22 protein-coding genes are annotated in these 23,317 nt (G+C 42.7%); 3 read left to right on the forward strand and 19 right to left on the reverse strand.

The genetic code is table 11. The annotated features are described in order from the left end of the window. Positions 1–8 precede the first annotated feature (8 nt). Together I593_RS02515 and eat are read right to left on the reverse strand one after the other, a co-directional pair. Positions 9–1,394 carry an ethanolamine ammonia-lyase subunit EutB gene (locus tag I593_RS02515; protein WP_016166009.1) on the reverse strand — a complete coding sequence of 462 codons (1,386 nt, stop codon included), beginning with the start codon at positions 1,392–1,394 and terminating at the stop codon, positions 9–11. A gap of 12 nt (positions 1,395–1,406) precedes the next feature. Continuing rightward, positions 1,407–2,852, reverse strand: coding sequence for an ethanolamine permease (gene eat, locus I593_RS02520; RefSeq protein ID WP_016166010.1), 1,446 nt, complete (start codon positions 2,850–2,852; stop codon positions 1,407–1,409). 243 nt (positions 2,853–3,095) lie between these two features. Between eat and I593_RS02525 the strand changes: the two genes are divergently transcribed. Further along, complete coding sequence (locus I593_RS02525) at positions 3,096–3,518, forward strand: hypothetical protein (RefSeq protein WP_016166011.1); 423 nt, start codon at positions 3,096–3,098, stop codon at positions 3,516–3,518. A gap of 80 nt (positions 3,519–3,598) precedes the next feature. Here the strand turns inward: I593_RS02525 and I593_RS02530 are convergent, their stop codons facing one another. Next, positions 3,599–4,360: a ferredoxin--NADP reductase gene (locus tag I593_RS02530; RefSeq protein WP_016166012.1), complete on the reverse strand. Its 762-nt coding sequence runs from the start codon at positions 4,358–4,360 to the stop codon at positions 3,599–3,601. 85 nt (positions 4,361–4,445) lie between these two features. Between I593_RS02530 and gigC the strand changes: the two genes are divergently transcribed. Further along, a complete protein-coding gene (gigC, locus tag I593_RS02535) occupies positions 4,446–5,324 on the forward strand; it encodes a LysR family transcriptional regulator GigC (RefSeq protein WP_016166013.1) in 879 nt (292 codons plus the stop codon). 50 nt (positions 5,325–5,374) lie between these two features. On the opposite strand, the gene I593_RS02540 is transcribed toward gigC, so the two are convergent. The 16 genes from I593_RS02540 to ndhC form a co-directional block, all read right to left on the reverse strand. Continuing rightward, positions 5,375–6,130, reverse strand: coding sequence for a cold shock domain-containing protein (locus I593_RS02540; RefSeq protein WP_016166014.1), 756 nt, complete (start codon positions 6,128–6,130; stop codon positions 5,375–5,377). Between the two features lie 103 nt (positions 6,131–6,233). Further along, entirely contained in the window at positions 6,234–6,527 is a 294-nt protein-coding gene (locus tag I593_RS02545) for a cold-shock protein (protein ID WP_016166015.1), read from the reverse strand. A gap of 84 nt (positions 6,528–6,611) precedes the next feature. Next, on the reverse strand, positions 6,612–7,247 hold the full coding sequence (gene upp, locus I593_RS02550) for a uracil phosphoribosyltransferase (RefSeq protein ID WP_016166016.1): 636 nt from the start codon (positions 7,245–7,247) through the stop codon (positions 6,612–6,614). 121 nt (positions 7,248–7,368) lie between these two features. Further along, positions 7,369–8,862 (reverse strand): NADH-quinone oxidoreductase subunit NuoN, encoded by a 1,494-nt coding sequence (nuoN, locus tag I593_RS02555; protein WP_016166017.1) that lies wholly within the window; start codon positions 8,860–8,862, stop codon positions 7,369–7,371. Positions 8,863–8,865: 3 nt separating this feature from the next. Then, on the reverse strand, positions 8,866–10,473 hold the full coding sequence (gene nuoM, locus I593_RS02560; protein WP_026441079.1) for an NADH-quinone oxidoreductase subunit M: 1,608 nt from the start codon (positions 10,471–10,473) through the stop codon (positions 8,866–8,868). Positions 10,474–10,480: 7 nt separating this feature from the next. Beyond that, positions 10,481–12,370, reverse strand: coding sequence for an NADH-quinone oxidoreductase subunit L (gene nuoL / locus I593_RS02565; RefSeq protein ID WP_016166019.1), 1,890 nt, complete (start codon positions 12,368–12,370; stop codon positions 10,481–10,483). Next, a complete protein-coding gene (nuoK, locus tag I593_RS02570) occupies positions 12,367–12,675 on the reverse strand; it encodes an NADH-quinone oxidoreductase subunit NuoK (protein WP_004695395.1) in 309 nt (102 codons plus the stop codon). Before nuoK ends, nuoL begins: the two co-directional genes overlap by 4 nt. Then, positions 12,675–13,193 carry an NADH-quinone oxidoreductase subunit J gene (gene nuoJ / locus I593_RS02575; RefSeq protein ID WP_171069570.1) on the reverse strand — a complete coding sequence of 173 codons (519 nt, stop codon included), beginning with the start codon at positions 13,191–13,193 and terminating at the stop codon, positions 12,675–12,677. The genes nuoK and nuoJ overlap by 1 nt, the downstream gene beginning before the upstream one ends. Beyond that, complete coding sequence (gene nuoI / locus I593_RS02580; RefSeq protein ID WP_016166021.1) at positions 13,193–13,735, reverse strand: NADH-quinone oxidoreductase subunit NuoI; 543 nt, start codon at positions 13,733–13,735, stop codon at positions 13,193–13,195. The genes nuoJ and nuoI overlap by 1 nt, the downstream gene beginning before the upstream one ends. 18 nt (positions 13,736–13,753) lie before the next feature. Next, complete coding sequence (gene nuoH / locus I593_RS02585) at positions 13,754–14,770, reverse strand: NADH-quinone oxidoreductase subunit NuoH (protein ID WP_016166022.1); 1,017 nt, start codon at positions 14,768–14,770, stop codon at positions 13,754–13,756. A gap of 3 nt (positions 14,771–14,773) precedes the next feature. Further along, a complete protein-coding gene (gene nuoG / locus I593_RS02590) occupies positions 14,774–17,455 on the reverse strand; it encodes an NADH-quinone oxidoreductase subunit NuoG (protein ID WP_016166023.1) in 2,682 nt (893 codons plus the stop codon). An 11-nt stretch (positions 17,456–17,466) separates the two neighbouring features. Then, positions 17,467–18,798: an NADH-quinone oxidoreductase subunit NuoF gene (gene nuoF / locus I593_RS02595; RefSeq protein WP_016166024.1), complete on the reverse strand. Its 1,332-nt coding sequence runs from the start codon at positions 18,796–18,798 to the stop codon at positions 17,467–17,469. Beyond that, a complete protein-coding gene (gene nuoE / locus I593_RS02600; protein ID WP_016166025.1) occupies positions 18,795–19,304 on the reverse strand; it encodes an NADH-quinone oxidoreductase subunit NuoE in 510 nt (169 codons plus the stop codon). The genes nuoF and nuoE overlap by 4 nt, the downstream gene beginning before the upstream one ends. A gap of 13 nt (positions 19,305–19,317) precedes the next feature. Next, complete coding sequence (gene nuoC / locus I593_RS02605) at positions 19,318–21,105, reverse strand: NADH-quinone oxidoreductase subunit C/D (RefSeq protein ID WP_016166026.1); 1,788 nt, start codon at positions 21,103–21,105, stop codon at positions 19,318–19,320. 87 nt (positions 21,106–21,192) lie between these two features. Continuing rightward, the gene (locus I593_RS02610) at positions 21,193–21,870 is read right to left on the reverse strand and encodes a NuoB/complex I 20 kDa subunit family protein (RefSeq protein WP_016166027.1); all 678 of its coding nucleotides are present in this window, start codon (positions 21,868–21,870) and stop codon (positions 21,193–21,195) included. A gap of 6 nt (positions 21,871–21,876) precedes the next feature. Further along, entirely contained in the window at positions 21,877–22,425 is a 549-nt protein-coding gene (gene ndhC, locus I593_RS02615) for an NADH-quinone oxidoreductase subunit A (RefSeq protein WP_016166028.1), read from the reverse strand. 530 nt (positions 22,426–22,955) lie between these two features. On the opposite strand from ndhC, the gene I593_RS02620 reads away from it, so the two are divergent. Beyond that, positions 22,956–23,312, forward strand: a complete 357-nt coding sequence (locus I593_RS02620; RefSeq protein WP_016166029.1) for a hypothetical protein — start codon at positions 22,956–22,958, stop codon at positions 23,310–23,312. Positions 23,313–23,317 lie beyond the last annotated feature (5 nt).

Consider the following 23,317-nt stretch of genomic DNA (forward strand, 5'->3'; position numbering starts at 1 on the left):
TCCCCAAACTAAGACATCAGCAAGCGCGAAAATCTTTCAGGCATGTGCTGTGGCCATTCCAGTCTTGAACTTTGCTGTTTTAAAATGCCTTGCTGTTCAAGCCAATTAGTAAATTCAGGTGCTGGCGCAAGTCCTAAAAGTTGACGAATGTATAAAGCATCATGAAATGATGTGGTTTGATAATTCAACATCACATCATCTGAACCTGGAATGCCCATAATAAAGTTAATACCTGCATTGGCTAATAATGTGAGCAGAATATCCATATCATCCTGATCTGCATCGGCATGGTTGGTATAGCAAATATCACAGCCCATCGGGACACCAAGTAATTTTCCGCAGAAGTGGTCTTCTAAGCCTGCACGTATAATCTGTTTGCCATTATATAAATATTCAGGGCCGATAAACCCCACTACAGTATTGACTAAAAATGGCTTGTACTTGCGTGCTACCGCATAAGCTCGGGCTTCGATGGTTTGTTGATCTACCCCATGATGGGTTTGACTGGAAAGCGCGCTGCCCTGACCTGTTTCAAAATACATCACATTTTGTCCTACGGTTCCTCGCTTTAAGCTTAGTGCAGCCTCATAACCTTCTTGGAGTAAAGCTAAATTAATCCCAAAGGCACTATTGGCTTGTTCAGTGCCTGCAATCGACTGAAACATCAAATCTATTGGAACATTTTTATTCGCCAGTTGAATACCTGAGCTTACATGCGTCAGCACACAAGACTGCGTCGGAATATCATATTCTTGTATAATGTAATCTAGCAGCTTTAATAGTTCTGACAGGTTTTGCAGGTTATCAGTTGCAGGGTTTATCCCAATCACCGCATCACCATTGCCGTACATCAAACCATCCAAAATACTGGCAGAAATCCCCAATACATCATCGGTGGGATGATTGGGTTGTAAGCGTGTCGACAAATGTCCTTCTAAGCCAATGGTATTGCGAAACTGGGTAATCACACGACATTTTTTTGCGACTAAAATCAAATCCTGATTGCGCATAATTTTACTTACAGCAGCCACCATTTCTGGTGTTAAACTCATCTGTAGTGCAGTCAATTTTTCTGTAGTAGCATCGGCACTCAATAACCAATTTCGCAAGTCACCTACTGTAAAATGCGAAATCGGATAGAATGCTTCAGCCTCATGTTCATCCATAATCAGTCGGGTCACTTCATCCTGTTCATAAGGAATCAGCGCTTCATTCAGAAACTGTTTGAGTGGTACATCTGCCAAACACATTTGTGCCGCTACACGCTCTGTTGCATTTTGTGCTGCAATCCCTGCAAGCTGATCACCCGAACGTTCAGGTGTCGCCTTTGCCATAAGTGTTTTTAAATCTGAAAAAACATAATGTTGATGTGCAACATCAATCCGATAGATCACTGCCCAGACTCCTTAAGTATTGAGTTCTTGTTCTGCTGCCTGAATATTGGCAAATTCTTCTTCTGGAGTGCCTGCGACCAAATGATGACGGCTATAAATTAAGAAATACAGGATAAAAACCGTGTAAATTGCGGCTGCCATAAACCACACTTTTGGGTCGACCACAAAGCCTGCAACCGTCGCTATTGCTGCTAAAACTAAGGCAATCGAAGCGGTGACAATACCACCAGGGGCTTTGTAGGGGCGAGGCATATGTGGTTTAGCAATTTTCAATTTAATATAAGCCATCATCATCAGTACATAAGAAATGGTGGCCCCAAAAACTGCCATCAAAATCAATAGATCACCTTCACCTGATAAAGACAGCATAAACCCAATCACCCCAGGAATAATGATGGCTAAATGTGGTGCATGGTTTTTATTTGTTAATGAAAGTTTCTTAGGTAAATAGCCTGCGCGAGACAGAGCAAAAATCTGGCGTGAATAAGCATAAATAATCGAGAAGAAGCTCGCAATCAAGCCTGCTAACCCCACAAAATTAACAAAACCTGCTAACCACGTATTTTCGCCATAGACCACTTTTAATGCATCTACCAATGGTGCACCAGACTCTTTTAAGGTATCAGCGCCTGCGGCACCTGCACCCAAAAATAAAATGGCTAAGGCAAACACAGCTAAAATCAGCATTGAACCGATCAAACCACGTGGTAAAGATTTATGTGGCTCCTTGGCTTCTTCTGCCGCCAAAGGCACACCTTCCACCGCCAAGAAAAACCAGATGGCATAAGGCACAGCCGCCCAAATGCCTAAATAGCCCAAAGGCAAAAATGCACTAGCCCCAACTGCATCGGTTTTGACAGGAATATTGAGTAAATTCTGGCTGTCAAAGTGCGGCAACATCGCCACAATAAAAACCAGTAATGCTACGGCAGCCACGGCGGTAATAACGAAAATAATTTTTAAGGCTTCTCCCGCACCTTTAAGGTGAATGCCCATAAAAAACAGATAACAAAGTAAATAAACGAACCAGCCACCAACCCCAAATAAAGATTCACAATAGGCACCAATAAACACGGCAATTGCAGCAGGAGCAATCGCATATTCAATCAGGATTGCGGTTCCCGTTAAATAGCCACCCAAAGGTCCAAACGCAGTCCGTGCAAAGCTGTAACCTCCTCCCGCCGTAGGCAGCATGGTCGACATTTCTGACATGGCTAAGCACATACATAAATACATGATGGCAACCACAATCGTGGCAATAAACATGCCACCCCATCCGCCTTGTGCCAAGCCAAAATTCCAGCCTGCAAAGTCCCCAGAAATAACATACGCAACGCCTAACCCAATCAGTAATAGCCATCCGACAGCGCCTTGCTTGAGTTTGCGTTGAGCAAAATATTCGGTATTGGAATGATGATCTGAATGAGTGTCAGCAACTACACTTTTGACATTTGACATAGGCACCTCGCATTTGCTTGATGCTAAAGAACAATGCATAAGCCATACCAATTTTGACTTTTTGTTCAAATTGATTTGTATTTATAAAAAAGTAGATGGTCTGCTTTAAAACATAAACTTTTTTTGCTTGATGAGGGATATCGTTACAGCTCAGCGCACGTCAAAGAATATGTAACCAATCTGCCGCAATATGGCGAAACTAGAGTATAATTATGCACCTCATTTTAAATGCTCCTAATCTTTATGGCGTATAGTCAACAAAGTGTCACACTTGATCTTGACACCGACGTCACACATCAATGTTCACTACACTACACACGTGATCAGCATCTGATTGGTATTATTGAATTTACCAAGCCAAGCTATGTGCTGAAATGGGGTGATTTAGAATATTTCCGTCGTCGTACTGAAGAATTTTCAGTCATGCCTTTTCCAGAGTGCGTGAATGCAATGATTGTGGACATTCGCAATATAGCGGCATTTTTAGACAATGAAGTGCCAATTTTGCCTTGGCGTTTAGTGGAAGAAGAATGCCCTGTCCGTTTAGTGGTGCCACAAGATCGTCTGGAATATTATGCAGGCTTTTTTGAACCAACATGGCTCAGCACAGATTTAGACAGTGCCATTTATGAAATTCGCGATTTTATGGACATGTTCGTGCACTAAGTTTTAGCGACAAAAAAATCCTCCTAAATGGAGGATTTTTAATGTTCATTCAAAATGCTAATAACCAATCAAATTGGGATTTACCAATAATTTTCTACCGCGATATTGCCCTCACCACGGCGATTCATGGTTAAACCCCGCGCTTTCAACGCTTCTTTGGTATCTTCTACCATTTGCGGATTACCACACAACATCACATGACTTGTTGCAGGATTAAGTTGGCAGCCAACAGCTTGTTCAAGTGCACCATTCTCGATCAATATTGGCAAACGATCATGCAATACGGCTTGCGGATCACGGGTCACAATCGGCACAAATTTAAAACCTGTATGCCCTTCACCAAAAGTCTGCGCAATCTCTTGAATACGCTCAACATAAGCCAATTCGGAAGCAGTACGAACACTATAGACCAAATAAATATGTTGATATTTGCTCCATGTGTCAAAGTCTTGCAGCATGGAAACAAAAGGGGCCAAGCCTGTGCCTGTTGCCAATAACCATAAATCCTGAGGTAATGGTAACTGATAACGGGTAAGTGTTAAAAATCCATAAGGGATTTTTTCTAAATACAGTTCATCACCCACTTGTAAGTGTTGCAAGTTGGACGTAAATGCCCCATCAGGTACTACAATTGAAAAGAATTCTAAGGTTTCATCAAACGGTGAAGACACAATTGAATAGGCTCGAACCACCAACTCATCGCCAACTTTTAACCCAATACGGGCAAATTGACCTGCGGTAAACTTAAAATGTGCAGGACGTGTCATGGTGAAACTAAATAAAGTATTGGTCCAGCGCTGAACAGATAAAACCTTTTCTACGCTAAATTTTTCAATTGACATGATTTCGACGTGGCATCAAAGACTGCGCTCATGTTAGCATGACAATATAATTTATTAATATTTTTTAAATGTTAAGGCTACATTCATGCGCATGACTTTACGCCAATTGGCTGTTTTTGTAGCAGTCGCTCAGGAAGGCACCGTCACCAAAGCCAGCGACGCGGTGAAGTTGACTCAAAGTGCTGCAAGTATGGCACTGGCAGATCTGGAAGATGGTTTAGGGGCTCCTTTGTTTGACCGTTTGGGTAAGCGTCTGCAATTGAATGATCTAGGTCGTTTCTTATTGCCACAAGCCCTTGAAATTTTAGGACGCTGTGAAGCCTTTGAACAAGCGGCAAAAGGTGAATTACAAAGTATCGATTTGCGTTTAGGGGCAACCTTAACCATCAGTGATTACTTAATGCCTGATTTAATGGCAGATTTTTTACAAATTCAACCACAAGCACATTTACAACTTCAGGTGGGTAATACGCGCCAAATGATTGAAGCAGTCAACCAATTTCAGTTAGATCTGGCTTTAATTGAAGGTTCATGCCACTTACCTCAACTCCAATGTATCCATTGGCGGGATGATGAACTGGCGGTCTGTTGTGCCCCTAATCATCCCTTGGCACGCTTGAATCGTGAACTCAGTCCTGCTGACTTTGATAATGTCGAATGGATTCTACGCGAAGAAGGTTCGGGGACTCGTGAAGTGTTTGACAATGCCATTTTGCAAGATTTGCCTGATGCCAATATCCGCCTGACCCTTGGACATAACGAAGCAATTCTTAAAATTGTTGCGGGTGGTTTGGGCATGTCCTGTATTTCTAAACTCGCGATTGAACCTTTACAAGAAAAAGGACACTTAGTGGTACTGAATACACCATTCTGGCAACTCTCACGACCATTATTCATGTTAGTACATCGCCAAAAGTATCAAGGGCCTGGTTTAAAAGCCTTTATGAAGTTCTGTGAAGGTTAATCTGCTATTGTAAAAATGCTCCTAGACAGGAGCATTTTTTATTTCAGAATTTATCTTCTAAACTGCTTCTCACATGGCTCACCATCATGATTGCCATCCATTTGTGTATTTGGGCAATTTCTTATGAAAAATACGGCTTCATCATAAGATCGCATCTGACTACAGTGTGTGCGTCCATCACATTTAAAATCAGCAATCGGCTCATTTTTTTGTACAATAGCTAATTTTGAAGCTTCAGATTGGGGCGATACACTTATATTCCTCTGTTGCGTATTCACCGCATATCCAACTGTATCTAAGTTTTTGCGTCCCTGAACCGAGAGAATTCGATCAGGTAAATGACCCAATGCTTCTCGCTGTTGCTCCACAATTCGCTTTTGTTCTTTAATGAGTTGTTCTGCTTTTAATTGTTTGGCTACGCGATGATCCTGCACTTTTTGATAGGCGACAAAACCTAATCCAGCAATGACAATCAGAACGAATAAAACCATGTATTTTAAACGTGATACAGATTTTCTTGGCAGAACAATTTTCTCTGCGGGCGGTATTGATCTGTAATTGAAACTATGCTGCTCAAGAAGCGGTTGATCTTCTGGCTTTAAATTTAGGCGCACGATATCAGATGCCTTAAATTCCCCCTGTTCTTCGATTACGCGAAACTTGAGCAGTTCTCCCTCATTGGGCTTAATGTGCCAGCTTGGGAAATCTTTAATGTGGAAAAAGATGTCTTTCGGCTCATCTTCAACCTGAATAAAACCAAAACCACGTGTAGAATTGTAGTGCTTAATCTTCCCCTCAAGAAACATAATTTGCCCTAAAATTTTTTATTTTTTCTATTCTAATCAATAAAAAAGAGACCCTAAAGCCTCTTTTTAAAATTCAAAAAGAAATAATTCTATGATTGCGTGATTAACGTCTAAAGTTTGACAATAAAGCTGAAGTAATCGATTTATTGTGTGTCGACACTTTAGACTTTTTCGCTTTGGCAGAATTGTCTGCTACACGTTCAATTTTAATTGCTTTGAATTTGTTGCCATTCTCGACGACTAAAAATTTCACCCGTTCATTGCGTTTCGGCTCACCGTCTGCAAGCGGAAAATCAGAGATATGAAAGAAAATATCTTGCTCAGGCGTCGTAATAAAACCATAGCCTTTATCTGCGTTGTATTGGGTAATTTTCCCTTGTTGAAATTCAGATTTCATTCATTTCCACCTATTCTGTCAACATGCTGGATACAGTATATAAAAAAGAGGCTGTTACAGCCCCCTTTTTCAGCCATAACATTATTAATCTTTTTGCACTGAGCCAAAGATTTTGTCACCAGCATCACCTAAACCAGGCACGATATAGCCTTGTGCATTCAAACCTTCATCAACAGAAGCTGTAAAAATCGTCACATCTGGGTGCGCAGTTTCCACCTTTTTAATACCTTCAGGCGCCGCAACCAAAACCATCACGCGAATGTCTTTACAACCACTGGCTTTCAATACATCAATGGCCGCGACCAATGAAGAACCCGTCGCCAACATTGGGTCAATGATCATCGCAATACGGTTTTGAACATCTGGAACCAATTTTTTATAGTAAGTACGTGCTTCTAATGTTTCTTCATCACGCTCTAAACCCAATACTGAAACTTTCGCACTTGGAATCAGGTTTAAGAAACCATCCAACATGCCAATCCCTGCACGTAAAATTGGTACCACGGTAATTTTTTTACCCGCAATACGTTGTGTCGTGACTTTACCCGCCCAACCATCTACTTCATGATCTACCACAGGTAAATCTTTGGTTGCTTCATAAGTCAGTAACATGGTCACTTCCTGTGCCAATTCACGGAAATTCTTTGTACTAATATCAGCACGACGCAATAAACCAAGTTTATGTCGAATCAGAGGATGACGAATTTCATGAATAGCCACGGGAGTACACCTAAAAAGATCTAAATATAATTCATCTTATTATAAATGTTTTTTATAAATCTTATAAGAAAAAAAGCCTCCGACTGGCGGAGGCTTTTTAATTAACACAATAATTTTTCAATTATTGACGCGTTAACATGAAATGCAATGGAGATAAAATCTCAGCTTGTAAAGCCATTTTGATAATTGGATCTGGATAGATACCAATCACCAATACTGCAAGTGCTGCGAGTAATACCATAATACCACCCACTTTTTGACCCCAGTGATCAACAGCATCAATACGTGGTGTATCTGGTGGAGTCATGTACATCACAACCATGACACGGAGGTAGTAGTACAAACCAATACCCGAACCTACCACAATCATCGCAGCCAAGAACCAGTGTTGGGTTGTTACTGCGGCCATCACCACCAAGAACTTACCAATGAAGCCTGCTGTTAACGGAATACCCGCTAAAGACAACATCATCACTGTTAATGTCGCTGTTAACACTGGACGGCGCCAGAATAAACCACGGTAATCAGCTAGACTTTCTGCTTCATCAACGTTGTTGTAAGGGCTAGACATTAATGCAACTGCACCGAACGCACCAATTGTCGTTAATACATAAGTGATCACGTAAACTGATACGTTGCCCAAGCTTGCATAGGTCATGCTGATTAAACCAATCAACAAATAACCAAAGTGTGCAATCGATGAATAACCCAGAATACGTTTCAAGTTCACTTGACGTACTGCCAAGAAGTTACCCACTAAAATCGAAAGCACAGCAATAATGGTAATGATCGTAACTAACGATTCAACCAAAATTGCACCAGAAGTCAGTAAGTAACGTACAAATAAACCAATCGTCGCAACTTTTGCAGCAGTTGCAAGGAAAGTAGCAATCGGAGCTGGCGCACCTGCGTAAACATCAGGCGTCCATTTGTGGAATGGTGCCAATGAAAGCTTAAAGCCCACTGCAAAAATAATCAGCGCTAAACCAAGGAGTACCATTGGTTGACGGATATTTTGCATTAATGCTTGGAAAGATTCGTAGAATGACAATGAACCTGTATAAGCATAAATATACGCCATACCCATCAGCAACATTGCCGAAGCTGTTGCAGAAAGAACCAAATATTTAATACCTGCTTCTAATGAGTTTGCACGCTGATGCGTATAAGCCAACATACCGTAAACAGGAATCGACATTAACTCAAGGCTAATGAAGAAAGACGCATAGTGCGAACTTGCTACCATTAACATTGCACCCGCTACCGAGCACAGCATCAAGATATACAGTTCTTCACGGTTATCTTTATAAGTTTCAATATAGGCATGTGACAAAGTACAACATGCTAACGATGCAACCAAGATCACCAATTGGTAGAGCATGGTGAACGGATCCACCATGAACATACCCATCACGTTTGATGGCACAAATTGCCCACCAAACATGTTCAATAAAATATTTGCCGCAGCAAGGTTTAAGCCGACCACAGAAGCTGTTGCGATTAAATTATGGTTACGTTTAATCGAAGTGAGAATCATCACAACAATCGCAGTCAACGCCACGATCATTACAGGAGCTAATGGCATAAGCTCAGAAAAAGACATTGTGAAGTTCATGGCTTATTGCATCTCCACATTTTCGAGTTGAACAGATGCTTGATGCACAACGTCAACGACTTCTTGAACTGGAATGTAGCTGTTTGCTAACCACGCCATGCTTGAATTTGAAATATCAAGGAAGGTTTGTGGATAGAGACCAAGCCAAAGCAGACCAAATGCACAAATTAATAGAATACCAACTTCACGCGCATTCAAATCTTTCAGTGGACTTGCATAATGCTCTTTTTGTGCTTCATTTGGTGTACCAAATAGAGCTTTGTGAATCAAAATTAGACCATAAAGCCCAGCGAATACTAAGCTGATTGCAGCCAAAATCGTGAATACTGGGAACTTGGCATAAGAACCCATCAAGATCAGGAACTCACCAATGAAGTTACCTAAACCTGGAATACCCACTAACGCCGCTACGAAGAACATGAGGAAGAATGAAAGGTATTGGAATTGACCACGAATACCACCCATTAAACGCATGTCACGTGTATGTAAGCGCTCATAAACCTGACCACACATAATGAACAGTGCAGCAGAAGATAAACCATGCGCCAACATCATGATCATCAGACCTTGGAAGGTCAAAATGTTACCTGCATACAATGCAAGTAAGATGAAGCCCATGTGTGAAATTGAGGTATAAGCCAACAGACGCTTCATATCGGTTTGCTGGAAAGCACACCAAGCACCGTAGAAAATACCAATTAGACCCATGATGATTGCGATGTCTGCAAACTGTGCAGAAGCCGCTGGGAAGAACGGAATAACGAAACGAAGTAAACCGTATGCAGCTGTCTTAATCAAGATACCCGCTAAGTCTACAGAACCTGCTGTAGGTGCTTGCGCATGTGCATCTGGTAACCAGCCGTGTAATGGGAATACAGGAAGTTTTACTGCAAAACCCACAAACAAACACAACATGAAGGCATAAGCTACCGCAGGAAGCTGTGCATCAAGCGTATTCGCTACACCTAACAAGTAGTTGTAATCAAAGCCAATCATACCTGTCATCATGTATCCATAAACCACTAGGCCTAGAATACCGATGAGCATGATTAAACCAGCAACTTGTGTATAGATGAAGAACTTGGTTGCAGCGTAAACACGTGATTTACCATCTGCACCACGGTGTCCCCAAAGTGCAATCAAGAAGTAGATTGGAACGAGCATCATCTCCCAGAAGAAGAAGAACAAGAACATATCAATCGAAATGAATACACCGATGACGCCGCCCAATGACCATAACAGGTTCAAATGGAAGAAGCCTACGTTCTTTTGAATCTCACCCCAAGAACAACCAACCGCCAAAATACCTAACAGCGCAGTTAAGCCCACCATTAATAATGATAAACCATCAACTGCTAAGTGGATATTGATGCCGAGGGTTTGAATCCACGGCAAGAAAAACTCTGCAGACCATGTTGGGACTTTTGCACCCAATTCATAGCTGTAAGTACCCGTTTGCCATAAAGCGACAGTTAAGCCCAAAGTAACGAGCATACCTACAAGCGCAATATAGCGTGGTAGTTGTTGGTCGAGCTTATCGACCAACCAACATAAAAAACCTGCAATGAACGGTACGAGGATCAGCGCGGGCAAAACCATGTTGTTTGTGATTTCCATCTTATTTCCCCACTACCTGAATCACGACTAAGATCATCAGTAGAACCACAATGCCCAGTGACATGCTCGATGCGTATTCACGCAATGAACCTGTTTGACGAGAGCTTGTAAAGCCGTTACCAGCTTTCACAATTGCAGGTAATACCAGCCATAAACCATCAATTGGGTCACGGCCACAAATCTTAGCAATCAGTAAATATGGTTTTACGAAAATCAGGTCATACAAAGTATCGAAACCTAGTGCATTGCGGCAAATATTCGCCAAACCTGCACCCAATGAAGTTTTCGCAAAACTTTTCACTGCACCGTAAGCAAAAGCAAATAAGATCACACCAATCACAAGACCAGCAAGCGCGATACCCACGGCCATATGTTCTGCACCGTGTACACCTGCTTCCATCGCTTCTGGAATAATCACTGCTGGAATTTTTGCAGCATTCAAAATGCTTTCTACTGGTGCTTTAAGTGCTGCACCAACGAAAGTTGAAAGAACCGCTAAAATTGCCAAAGGCCCCCAGTAAGTCACGCCTTTGATTTCGTGATATGGCGTATTTTCTTTACCAAAGAATACAACCCAGATTAAACGGAATGTATAGATTGAAGTTAAGAAAGCACCTGCAACACCTGTCCAGTATAAGCAGTCATATAAAGCCACCGCCTGACCTTTCATCCATACTGCACCCAAGATCGCATCTTTCGAGAAGAAGCCAACAGTAATGAATGGAATTGCAGCCAATGCACCACCACCAATGGCGAAGCAAGCAAACAGGAATTTATTCTTGTAGAACAAACCGCCCATTTTGAAAATGTTTTGTTCGTGGTGGTAAGCCAAGATCACCGCACCAGAAGACAAGAATAATAATGCCTTAAAGAATGCGTGAGTCAACATGTGGAACAGACCTGCTTGGTATGCTTCAGCACCCACTGCCATAAACATATAACCTAACTGACTCATGGTTGAGTAAGCCAAGATACGTTTGATATCGGTTTGAACCAATGCTGCAAAACCAGCAACCAACAAAGTAACAGCACCCGTAATCGAAATGAACATCATCACTTGAGGAGCCATTTCAAATACAGTGTACATACGGCAGCAAAGGTATACACCCGCAGTTACCATTGTCGCTGCGTGGATCAATGCAGATACTGGTGTAGGACCAGCCATCGCATCTGCCAACCATGTCTGCAGTGGAATCTGTGCAGATTTACCTGCAGCACCGAGGAACAACATCAATGCTGTCCAGATTGCCATAGATGAACCTTGGGTTAATACTGTAGGTGCCGCAGCAACCACTTCTGCAATGTTTAAAGTACCGAACTGTTGGTAAATTAAGAACAATGCAATCAGTAAGAACACATCACCGACACGCGTTACTGTAAATGCTTTGATTGCCGCAAAACCATTTTCTGGGTTTTGGTAGTAATAACCAATCAGCAAGTACGAGCACAGACCTACACCTTCCCAACCTAAGAATAACAATGCCAAGTTATCGCCAAGAACCAGCAACAACATGCTTGCAACGAACAAGTTGAAGTAAGAGAAGAAACGTGCAAAGTCTTCTTCACCACGCATGTACCATGACGCAAAAACGTGAATCAGGAAACCTACACCTGTAATCATGCCCATCATCAACAGTGATAAGCCATCTAAGTGCAAGCTAATGCCTGGTGCGAAATCGCCAACTTGGAACCAAGTCCACAAGTGTTGTACTTGTGGCGCAGAACCATTGTTAACGAAATCCATCCCCGCAATAAGGGCAAATAAAGCAGATAGACCTACAGCCCCAACGCCAATAATCGCTGCAACTTTCTCAGGTAAATTCTGGCGCCCCGCCGCTAATAAGACAAAACCGATTAGCGGGAATAAAACTGTTAAATATAAATAACTCATCCGCGCATCTCACTAGCAGCATCCACATCCAAATGATGGAAGCGATGATAAAACTGAAGGACGATCGCAAGACCGATACAAGCCTCTGCCGCAGCAAGGGTCAAAATCAGAATGAACATGATTTGTCCGTCTGGTTGTACCCATGCGCTACCCGCCAAAACGAATGCCAACGCAGCAGCATTCATCATAATTTCAAGGCTCATTAACATAAATAATAGGTTGCGTCGAACCATTACACCGTAAAAACCCAGTGCAAAAAGAATGGTCGCAACGATCAAACCATGTTCTAAAGGGATGTTGCCCATTATTCTTTGTCCTCTTCTGCACTTGGCTCACGTTTACCTAAGTGGAATGCTGCAACCAGTGCTGCAAGCAATAACATCGCGGCAACTTCTACCAATAATAAGTAGTGAGTAAAGAGTGCTTGACCAACGGCTTTCGGACCAACAATTTCAGTGCCCATCACAGGGCCTGCTGTAGTGTAGTCTGAACCTAACATCCAAACTAGAATCAAGCCCATTAGGAAGCTCATAAGTGCTGGATAAGCCCAAGCAGATGATGTTAACCATTTGCGCTCTTGATCAACAGTATGTTGACCAAGGTTCAGCATCATCACCACGAACACGAATAACACCATGATCGCGCCAGCATAAACGATTATTTCCAGTGCACCAGCAAATGGTGCCCCTACAATCATGAACATCCCTGCAACAGCAAGCAAAGACACGATCAAGCTAAGTAACGCATGTACAGGGTTCGCGTTAGTAACTACACGAACCGTAGAAACGATGGCCACGAGTGCCATCAAATAAAACGGCCACATCATGGTAATAGACTCCGTACATCAACAGGTGCGCTTTCACGTTGCGCCTGACCTTTTTCTTTACCTGTTACAGCCATACCTGTTACACGGTAGAAATTGTAGTCTGGATATTTACCAGGACCTGAAATGAGTAAGTTTTCTTTCTCATAAACTAGGTCTTGACGAACGTACTCACTTAATTCGAAATCAGGTGTCATCTGAATCGCAGTGGTTGGACATGCTTCTTCACACATCCCGCAGAAAATACAACGCGAGAAGTTAATACGGAAGAATTCTGGGTACCAACGACCATCTTCTTTTTCAGCTTTTTGTAGTGAAATACAGCCAACTGGACATGCAACAGCACATAAGTTACATGCCACACAACGCTCTTCACCATCTGGATCACGCGTTAATACAATACGACCACGGAAACGTGGTGGTACGATTTCTTCAGCTGGTACTTCTGGATATAAAATCGTGTCACGTTTACGCGTCACGTGGCTGAATACCATCCACAATGAACGTACAATTGACCCAACTCCAGCTAGAAACTTAAACATTTTGTTCTCCCTGCTGTCTTAGGCCTGATTCATCAGAATCACAGCACCAGTCACAAGTAAGTTGACCAATGCCAATGGCAAGCAAATTTTCCAACCAAAGTTCATTACTTGGTCATAACGTGGACGCATTAAAGAACCACGCGCCAATACAAACATCATTACAAAGAATGCTGTTTTGATAATGAACCAGAATGCTGGTGGAATGAACGGAATTTCAAGGTTGAATGGCGCTAACCAACCACCGAAGAATAAAGTTACGATGAGTGCAGAGATCAAGACTACGTTCACGTATTCCGCAACGAAGAACATCCCCCATTTCATACCTCCATATTCAACATGGTAACCTTCTGCCAATTCTTGTTCCGCTTCTGGTTGGTCAAATGGATGACGGTGAGTTACCGCAACACCTGCAACCACGAAGATCATGAAGCCTAAGAATTGAGGAATAACAAACCAAACATCACGTTGTGCTTCTACAATTTCACGCATGTTGAATGAGCCTGCAATTGCGACCACACCCATCAGTGAAATACCCAAGAATACCTCATATGAAATTGTTTGCGCAGCAGAACGTAGACCGCCTAGTAATGCATATTTGTTGTTTGAAGCCCAACCACCAAATAACACTGCATAAACTGCAATACCTGCCATTGCCATAAAGAACAATAAGCCAATGCTCATGTCTGCCACACCCAAATATGGGCTAACAGGAATCACCATGAACGAAAGTACCGCAGTTGCCATCGCAACTGCTGGTGCTAAACGGAAAGTTAACTTGTCCGCAAACTTTGGTGTCCAGTCTTCCTTAAACATGATTTTCAACATGTCGGCAACAATCTGGAACATACCGCCAGGACCAACACGGTTTGGACCGTAACGGTCTTGCCATAAGCCGAGCAAACGACGCTCGACAAATGACATCAATGCTGCAATCAGAACCACCACCAATAAAATGACAACGGCTTGAATAACAGAGTACGCAATTGGCCAGTTTTCAGCCCAGAGCGGTGTTTGACGTATAATTTCTTGATTCATGAATTACACTCCTACCGCGACTGAAACTGGTTCTGCTAAAGAAACAGTCGGTGCAAGACCAATTGGATAACCGATATAGCCTGCTGGTAAATATTCAATGACTTGAACTGGCAAGCTAATGCTCGTTTCTCCTGCTTTCACCGTAATTTGTTGTCCATTTTGAACATTCAAACGTGCTGCATCTTGTTCACCCACAGCAAACATTGCTTCAGGAATACGAGACTGCATAGCAGGTGTTTTCACCGTGAATTCACCAGAAGCAAAAATGTGATGCATCGGCACTAGACGGAAGCTTTCAGGGTTAACAACAACCGCTGAAGGTGCAACATAGCTACGTGCTGGACGTTTCGGTAAACGATCGAATAAACGCACACCCGAATCACCACCTTTTAAATGACCACCCACATTGTCTTGGAATTTATTCCATGCTTGTGGAGAGTTCCAACCTGCTGACCATGCAAATGGCACAAGTGCAGATGGAGTTTGTGTCCCCACATAACCTTCCATCGAGAACGTTAATGCTGAGTCAATGTCAGTCGGTTGTTTTGGCTCGTGAATCGATAATGGTGCACGAATTGCAGTACGACCTGAATAACGACGTGGTTCACGTGCAATTTTCAAACCATGTACACGGAAGCCAGCATCTGGTGCAACATCTTCAATTGCTTGTAATGCTGGAACATTTTTCGCAACTGTTTCAATTACATCATCAAGCAAAGTCCAAGAAATTGCTTTGCCTTTTAAGCCAGTTTCAATGGCATGTAACCAACGCCAAGATTCTTTGATCGCATATTCAGGTTTGTAGTAGCTTGGGTCATACACTTGGTAGAAACGTTGTGCACGGCCTTCTTGCGATACGACAGTACCATCGCCTTCAGCGAAGCTTGCAGCAGAAAGTACAATTGAAGCCTTAGCTAAAGTTGCAGTTTCAGAGTGATCCAGTACGATCACATCTTTTGCTTTAGCAAGTGCTGCATCGACCTGAGCTGCTGGTAAACGACGGTAAAGATCGTTTTCAACCACAATCACAGTGTCATAATCTTGTGCAAATGCTTGCTCCAAGCTTTGACCACCTAAGATTGCCAAGCCCATTGAGTTCACTTCTGGAACAGTCAAGGTTAAGCCAGCGTTACCTAAGTTTTGAGCAACTTGTGCAGCAGCTTCCATGATTGCAGGATCTTGTAAGCTTGTACCTGAAATCACTAAAGGTTTCTTCGCTGCTTTTAAAGTATCTGCAATGGTCTGTGCAAATGCTTTCGCATCATCTGCTAAACCAAGAATTGCATCGCCTTTCACTGCCGCAGCAATCGCAAAACCTAAACGTGCGATGTCATTTGGAGAAGCAACTACTTCACCTGTCGCAACATCCGCCAAACGTGTTTGAGTTGCAGCCAAGATATAAATTGGAGATTTTGCATCTTGTGCAATACGTTGCACAGGCTCAGCCAACCAATCTTGGGTACGACGTTCTGCCGCCATTTCTTTGGCTTTGTTTTTCGCTGCTTGACGAACAGACAACGCCATACGTGGTGCAGTTTGAGTTAAATCTTCACCTAAGATTAACACCGCGTCATAGCTTTCAATTTCACGCATGTTCGGGTTGTAAACACCCTCGGTTTGCATGATTGAAGCAGCTAATTCAACCAGATTTTGCTCTTTTTGAGACATACCCGTTGAATAGTTGTCTTGACCGACTAATTCGCGAAGTGCGTAGTTCGATTCGAGCGATGCACGTGGAGAACCAATACCTAAGACTTTTTTGCCTTGGATATTTGCAATCACGGTGTCTAATGCTTGATCTACAGAAACAACAGTTGCTTCAGCACCATCACGGAATTGTGGTTGACGTGGACGATCTGCACGGTTTACATAACCCGTACCGAAACGACCTTTGTCACACAAGAAGTATTGGTTTACTTCACCGTTGAAACGGTTTTCTACACGACGTAATTCACCATAACGCTCACCCGGTGAAATGTTACAGCCTGAAGAACAGCCTTGGCATACGCTTGGCGCATACTGCATATCCCATTTACGGTTGTAACGTTCAGAATGAGTCTTATCGGTGAATACACCTGTAGGACAAACTTCAGTCAAGTTACCTGAGAATTCAGATTCTAAAGTTCCTGATTCTGGACGACCAAAGTAAACGCGTGATGCATTTGCATAAACGCCGAAGTCCGTACCGCCAGCATAGTCTTTGTAGTAACGAACACAACGGTAACATGCGATACAACGGTTCATCTCGTGCGCAATAAACGAACCTAATTCTTGGTTGTAATGCGTACGCTTGGTGAAACGGTAACGACGACGGTCATGTTGAGTCATTACAGTCATATCCTGTAGATGACAGTGACCACCTTCTTCACAGACTGGACAGTCGTGTGGATGGTTCGTCATCAAAAACTCAACAATTGACGCACGGAAGTCTTTCGCTTCTTTGTCTTCAATCGAGATGTAGGTATTGTCAGATGCAGGTGTCATACATGACATGACCAAACGACCACGCGTATCTTCTGGATTCGCGTATTGAGTCACAGCACATTGACGGCATGAACCGACAGAACCTAAGGATGGATGCCAACAAAAATATGGGATGTCGATGCCAAGGCTTAAACATGCTTGCAGCAAGTTTTCAGAGCCGTTGACTTCATACGATTTTCCATCGACATGAATTGTAGCCATAGTCGAATTCCTTAAGCTTGTTCTACGTTGCTAGTTCGAGCGGCAGCATCTACTACCTTGGCTTCAAACTCGCTACGGAAATATTTAAGTGCGCCCATTAACGGTTCCATTGCACCTGGAGCATGTGCACAGAAAGTTTTACCAATCCACAACTTACGCGTCAGTTCTTGTAAGTGATCGATATCTTCTTTCTTACCCGTGCCATCTTCCAATGCTTTAAGCGCTTTAACCGCCCAAGGTAAACCATCACGACAAGGCGTACAGAAACCACATGACTCACGTGCAAAGAATTCTTCTAAGTTACGTGTAGCAGAAACCATACATTGAGTTTCATCAACCACCATCAACAAGCATGTACCTAAACGTGAACCTGCTTTCATGATGCTCTCCGCATCCATAGGAAGGTCAATGTGTTCAGCAGCCAAGAAGTCTGTAGATGCACCACCTGGTAACCAAGCTTTTAACTTAAGACCATCACGCATACCACCCGCATGCTCTTCGATCACTTCACGTGCAGTCGTACCAAATGGAAGTTCCCATAAACCAGGGAATTTAACCTTACCTGATGCACCATAAATTTTGGTGCCTGGATCTTTCGATTTACCAGCAGAAAGGTTGATATACCATTCAGGACCACGCAGCATGATTGCTGGTAAGTTGTTGTAAGTCTCTACGTTGTTGACAATCGTAGGACGACCCCAAGCACCTGCAACTTGCGGGAATGGCGGTTTAGTTCGTGGGTTGGCACGACGACCTTCAAGCGAGTTAATCAATGCAGTTTCTTCACCGCAGATATAACGACCCGCACCGGTATGCACATGCATTTCGAAGTTCCAGCCAGTTCCAAGGATGTTTTCACCCAAGTAACCTTTGGCACGGATTTGCTCTAATGCTTCATTTAAGTATTGAGCAGCTTCAATGTATTCACCACGGATGAAGATATAACCATGCGTTGCTTCAAGGGTATAACCCGCAATCAACATCCCTTCGATCAATTGATGAGGAAGTTTTTCCATCAACAAACGGTCTTTAAAGGTACCTGGTTCCATTTCATCGGCATTACAAATCAGGTAACGTGGACCTGAGTTGTCATTTGGTGCCATCAGTGACCATTTGATCCCTGCTGGGAAGCCCGCGCCACCACGACCTTTAACGGTTGCAGCTTTAATAACTTCAAGCACATCTTTTGGCGGCATGGTTAATGCTTTTTTAAAGCCCGCATAACCTTCAAGCGCTTCATAGTCATCTGCACTACGAACAAACTCTTGTTTACTCAAACGCCAAGTTAATGGATGAGTTTCTGGGTTACCGTCGCCATAAATTGGTTTTGGTTCGGTATTCATACATACTTCTCCAATAACTGTTTCACTGAAGTCACTTCAACTAGACCGTGTGTGTCTTCATCAATCATCAGTGTTGGACCCTTGTCACAGTTGCCTAGGCAACAAATTGGTAACAAAGTAAAACGACCGTCTGCAGTCGTTTGACCAAACTGAATACCCAACTCACGCTGGAATGCCTCAGCCAATGTTTCCGCGCCCATCAAGAAGCAAGCAATCGAGTCACAAAGCAAAATTACGTGACGACCTACTGGTTGACGGTAAATACGGTTATAGAATGTTGCAACACCTTCAAGATCTGCAACGCTCATGCTAAGCATTTGAGCAATCGCATTCATTTGCGCATCATCTACCCAACCATTACGGCGTTGTACACACTTCAGCGCGTCAAGGCAGGCTGCACGTGGGTACGGATAGTGATCAATGTGATGTTCGATATCGTGAATTTCTTCCGCAGTCAAAATTCCTTCAACGTTCACACGTGGCTTTTTATCAGTCAAAATCATCATAATGCGTTACCCCTTAGCGATCCACGTCAGCCATTACGACGTCAATTGTCGCCAAATAAATGATCAAGTCAGATACCAGACTGCCGTTAATCACTGAAGGCATTTGCTGTAAATGGGTGAAAGTTGGTGTACGAATACGGGTACGGTAACTCATAGTCGACTTGTCAGAAGTCAAGTAGTAGTTACTTGCACCTTTCACCACTTCAGCCATCACAGAGGCTTCACCAGCAGGCATTACAGGACCCCAAGATACGCTTAAGAAGTGCGTAATCAAGGTTTCAATATCTTGTAAAGTCTTGTCTTTTGGTGGTGGAACAGCCAATGGGTGATCCGCTTTGTATGGACCAGATGGCATGTTATCCAAGCACTGTTTGATGATTTTCAACGACTGTTCGATTTCACGGTAGTGAACGATAACACGCGCATAAGCATCGCCTTCGTACTCTACTGGCACTTCGAAGTCATAGTTTTCATAACCACTGTATGGGCGGTATTTACGAACGTCAAAGTCGATACCTGTTGCACGAAGACCTGTACCTGTTACACCCCAAGCTAATGCAGATTTTGCATCGTATTGCGCAACATTACGGGTACGACCTTCAAATACAGAGTTTTTAAGCGCTGCTGTATGGTATTCCTTCAAACGTTTAGGCATCCATTCAAGGATTTCACGAATCAAGTGCTGCCAGTTGTTTGGAAGATCATGTGCCGTACCACCGATACGGAACCATGCTGGGTGCATACGGTAACCTGTAATCGCTTCAATTGCGTCATAGATTTTTTGACGGTCAGCGAACATATAGAATACAGGGGTCATACCACCCGCATCCTGAATTGCAGTACCAATATATAACAAGTGGTTATTGATACGGAACAACTCAGACATCATGACACGGATACATTGCGCACGATCAGGCACTTGAATGCCCGCAAGCTGCTCAACACCCATCACGTATGGCATGTTTTGCGCACAACCACCTAAGTAGTCAACACGGTCTGTATACGGAATGAATGAATGCCAAGTTTGACGTTCAGCCATCTTTTCCACACCACGGTGGTGATAACCGATATCAGGCACACAGTCTTTCACTTCTTCACCATCTAACTGCAAGATCACACGGAATGCACCGTGCGCAGATGGATGGTTAGGACCTAAGTTCAGGAACATGAAGTCTTCGTCAGCATTTCCGCGTTTTAGACCCCAATCTTCAGGGACAAAACGCAAGTGCTCTTGCTCGAAGTCTTGTTTCGCTTGGTTCTGCATGTACGGTGTATATTCCGTAGCACGTGCAGAGTATTCCTTGCGTAGCGGATGACCTTCCCAATAGGTTGGCAACAAAATACGACGGAGCATTGGGTGCCCTTCGAAATTAATGCCGAACATATCGTAAGCTTCACGCTCGTACCAGTTTGCATTTGGCCAGATATTAGTTGCAGTTGGAATATTGAGATCACTCTCATTCAATGCAACTTTAATACGAATATCCGTATTGCGCTCTAATGACAATAAGTGATAGAACACTGTAAAGTCAGACGCAGGCAAACCGTCACGGTGAGTACGTAAACGCTCATCTACCGCAGACAAGTCAAACAGCATCACGTAAGGACGTGACACTGTACGCAAGAACATTAAAACTTCTTGTACGCGTGCGCGCTCAACCCAGACCGTTGGAAAATCTTCACGAGTCGTTTGCACATAGAAGTTCTCACCAAATTTGGTTTTAAGTTCTTCTATGATTGCAAATGCTGGGCGTGAATCAACTGCTGTTGATTCTGGCATAGCAATGTCAGTTTCAGCCATTGGCTTGGCTTCCTATTTAATACAAATTCAGTCAACCTTAACGACAATTACACCCATCTCGGGTGCATCAAACATTCATCGTTAAAATTATTTAATTTCATCCATAGAGCGTAAGTTTTTCACCGCAATACGCTGTGCATTCTTACGATCGCGCTCTGGCATCATCTTTGGCTTATATACTGGCTGAAGATCATCACCAATCACGGCAGATAGCGGACGACGCTCTAATTGAATTTGGTCCTGTAACAACATTAATGCTTGGATTAATGCTTCTGGACGTGGCGGACAACCTGGGATGTACACATCGACAGGAATGATTTTATCGACACCTTGCACTACAGAGTAGATGTCATACATACCACCTGAGTTTGCACAAGCACCCATTGAAATTACCCATTTAGGCTCTAACATTTGCTCGTACAAACGCTGAATAACAGGCGCCATCTTAACAAAGCATGTACCTGCCACAATCATCAAATCTGCCTGACGTGGTGAAGCACGAATTACCTCAGCACCAAAACGTGATAAGTCATGCACACCAGTTAAGGTCGTTGCATACTCTACGTAACAGCAAGATGTACCAAAGTTAAACGGCCAAACTGAGTTCTTACGTCCCCAGTTTACTGCTGTGTGTAACACGTCTTCTAAACGAGTCATGAACACATTCTTATTCACTTCTTCTTCAAGCGGATCGGTAACGATCTGACGCTCCTGAAGTGGATATTGATCAGCATTCGGATTCGCACGGGTTAAGGTATATTTCATCCCGAGTTACTCCTTATCAGATGAGACAGTCGGTGATTTTGCTTTCACGCGACCAGATGATTGAGCTGGGATATGACCCGTAGGGTCTGTTACCAATTCTTCAATAGAGTTAAAACGTGTAATGTCAGCAATATTCATATTTGGAGAGCCAACTTTAATCACTTTACCAGCAGCTTTACGACGGTCTGTAGGTGCCCAATTCAACGCACCCACTGAAACTGCATAAACCAATGCAATCAATAAATCGACCACAAAAATTACAACAGTTGTAAAACCAAACCAGCCCACTTCACGTACAGAAGTAGACCATGCGTAAAGATAAAGCGCTTCTAAGTCAAAAACCACGAAGAAAATAGCAACCAAATAGAACTTTGCAGACAAGCGAATACGTGCACCACCTGCACCCACTACGCCTGACTCAAACTGCTCTTGTTTAGCACGGCCCCATGACTTACCCCCAAGGAGTAATGGAACTGTGAGCATAAAAGCACAAAGAAATGTAACGCCGATCACGAAGGCAATAATTGCCCATTCGTATGGAGTAATGGCACTCATGCGGGGATAACTCCTGGCAGGCCTATTTATTAACAAAGAATGTATGTATTGGCCTTCAAATACACCAAACACAAAATTAATCCCGCCAATTGTACCTGATTTATGATTTCACTTGCTAGTTTATAGGTCTTAGTCTTTTGGATGATTTTTTGAGCTTTTTTCTATATTTCTACGCATAAAACACTGAAACCCACCCCACTATCGCTTTATTGAATAAAAAAATAAAATTCCATCATTTTTTTCAACATGGCTTTCATTTAATGTGGATTTCTGTGCAAAGCTGAATTGCTGAAATCCTTTATTTGTCGAGCCAGACAGCAAATTTTGACAATACTGGTAATTCAGAAATAATCCAATATCACACTCTAGGTGTTTTATAAATTTGGAGTAAAAACTACCAAGATGACGGAACCACTTTTAAACAAATTCTTTTTTTATTTACAACACTGCTACACGACTAAAATTACGCAAAGATCATGATTATGGTATTCCTATATCATCATGTAAAACAAATAATAAGGAGCAACCATATGAATTTAGAATTCACTCATAAACCAAATTATTACTTGTTTGCACAACTGCTCATTCGTCATATTGAAAACTATATTACAAAGCATCCTGATGCAAACAATGCGATATTTGATCTACGTGACGTCTATGAGTTATTCCGTCAGGATCGCGCTTCAACTACGACCAATTTAGACGGAATATTCAACATAGTAGATGACTATAAAGTGGAAACATTAAACGGAGACCAAAAATTAATTACAGGTCACTCTATTGATACAGTAAACAATTCGTTATTAATCGATTTCAATCAAGAAGCATTAGAAAGTCTCAAGAGCGGCAAACAAATTATTGAACCAGACGCCAGCATTTTGGACTAAAACTC

Origin of the sequence: Acinetobacter tandoii DSM 14970 = CIP 107469, assembly GCF_000400735.1 — a bacterium.
Classification (GTDB): Bacteria; Pseudomonadota; Gammaproteobacteria; order Pseudomonadales; family Moraxellaceae; genus Acinetobacter; species Acinetobacter tandoii.

What these genes read in the sequence shown, in the direction of transcription:
- I593_RS02540 (WP_016166014.1), bottom strand. Translation starts at nt 6,130, where the DNA reads ATGTTTCTTGAGGGGAAGATTAAGCACTACAATTCTACACGTGGTTTT.
- gigC (WP_016166013.1), top strand. Translation starts at nt 4,446, where the DNA reads ATGCGCATGACTTTACGCCAATTGGCTGTTTTTGTAGCAGTCGCTCAG.
- I593_RS02525 (WP_016166011.1), top strand. Translation starts at nt 3,096, where the DNA reads ATGGCGTATAGTCAACAAAGTGTCACACTTGATCTTGACACCGACGTC.
- I593_RS02530 (WP_016166012.1), bottom strand. Translation starts at nt 4,360, where the DNA reads ATGTCAATTGAAAAATTTAGCGTAGAAAAGGTTTTATCTGTTCAGCGC.
- nuoK (WP_004695395.1), bottom strand. Translation starts at nt 12,675, where the DNA reads ATGGGCAACATCCCTTTAGAACATGGTTTGATCGTTGCGACCATTCTT.
- nuoC (WP_016166026.1), bottom strand. Translation starts at nt 21,105, where the DNA reads ATGGCTGAAACTGACATTGCTATGCCAGAATCAACAGCAGTTGATTCA.
- nuoL (WP_016166019.1), bottom strand. Translation starts at nt 12,370, where the DNA reads ATGAGTTATTTATATTTAACAGTTTTATTCCCGCTAATCGGTTTTGTC.
- nuoI (WP_016166021.1), bottom strand. Translation starts at nt 13,735, where the DNA reads ATGTTTAAGTTTCTAGCTGGAGTTGGGTCAATTGTACGTTCATTGTGG.
- eat (WP_016166010.1), bottom strand. Translation starts at nt 2,852, where the DNA reads ATGTCAAATGTCAAAAGTGTAGTTGCTGACACTCATTCAGATCATCAT.
- nuoG (WP_016166023.1), bottom strand. Translation starts at nt 17,455, where the DNA reads ATGGCTACAATTCATGTCGATGGAAAATCGTATGAAGTCAACGGCTCT.
- nuoF (WP_016166024.1), bottom strand. Translation starts at nt 18,798, where the DNA reads ATGAATACCGAACCAAAACCAATTTATGGCGACGGTAACCCAGAAACT.
- nuoJ (WP_171069570.1), bottom strand. Translation starts at nt 13,193, where the DNA reads ATGTGGCCGTTTTATTTGATGGCACTCGTGGCCATCGTTTCTACGGTT.
- nuoN (WP_016166017.1), bottom strand. Translation starts at nt 8,862, where the DNA reads ATGAACTTCACAATGTCTTTTTCTGAGCTTATGCCATTAGCTCCTGTA.
- ndhC (WP_016166028.1), bottom strand. Translation starts at nt 22,425, where the DNA reads ATGAGTGCCATTACTCCATACGAATGGGCAATTATTGCCTTCGTGATC.
- I593_RS02545 (WP_016166015.1), bottom strand. Translation starts at nt 6,527, where the DNA reads ATGAAATCTGAATTTCAACAAGGGAAAATTACCCAATACAACGCAGAT.
- I593_RS02610 (WP_016166027.1), bottom strand. Translation starts at nt 21,870, where the DNA reads ATGAAATATACCTTAACCCGTGCGAATCCGAATGCTGATCAATATCCA.
- I593_RS02620 (WP_016166029.1), top strand. Translation starts at nt 22,956, where the DNA reads ATGAATTTAGAATTCACTCATAAACCAAATTATTACTTGTTTGCACAA.
- nuoE (WP_016166025.1), bottom strand. Translation starts at nt 19,304, where the DNA reads ATGATGATTTTGACTGATAAAAAGCCACGTGTGAACGTTGAAGGAATT.
- nuoH (WP_016166022.1), bottom strand. Translation starts at nt 14,770, where the DNA reads ATGAATCAAGAAATTATACGTCAAACACCGCTCTGGGCTGAAAACTGG.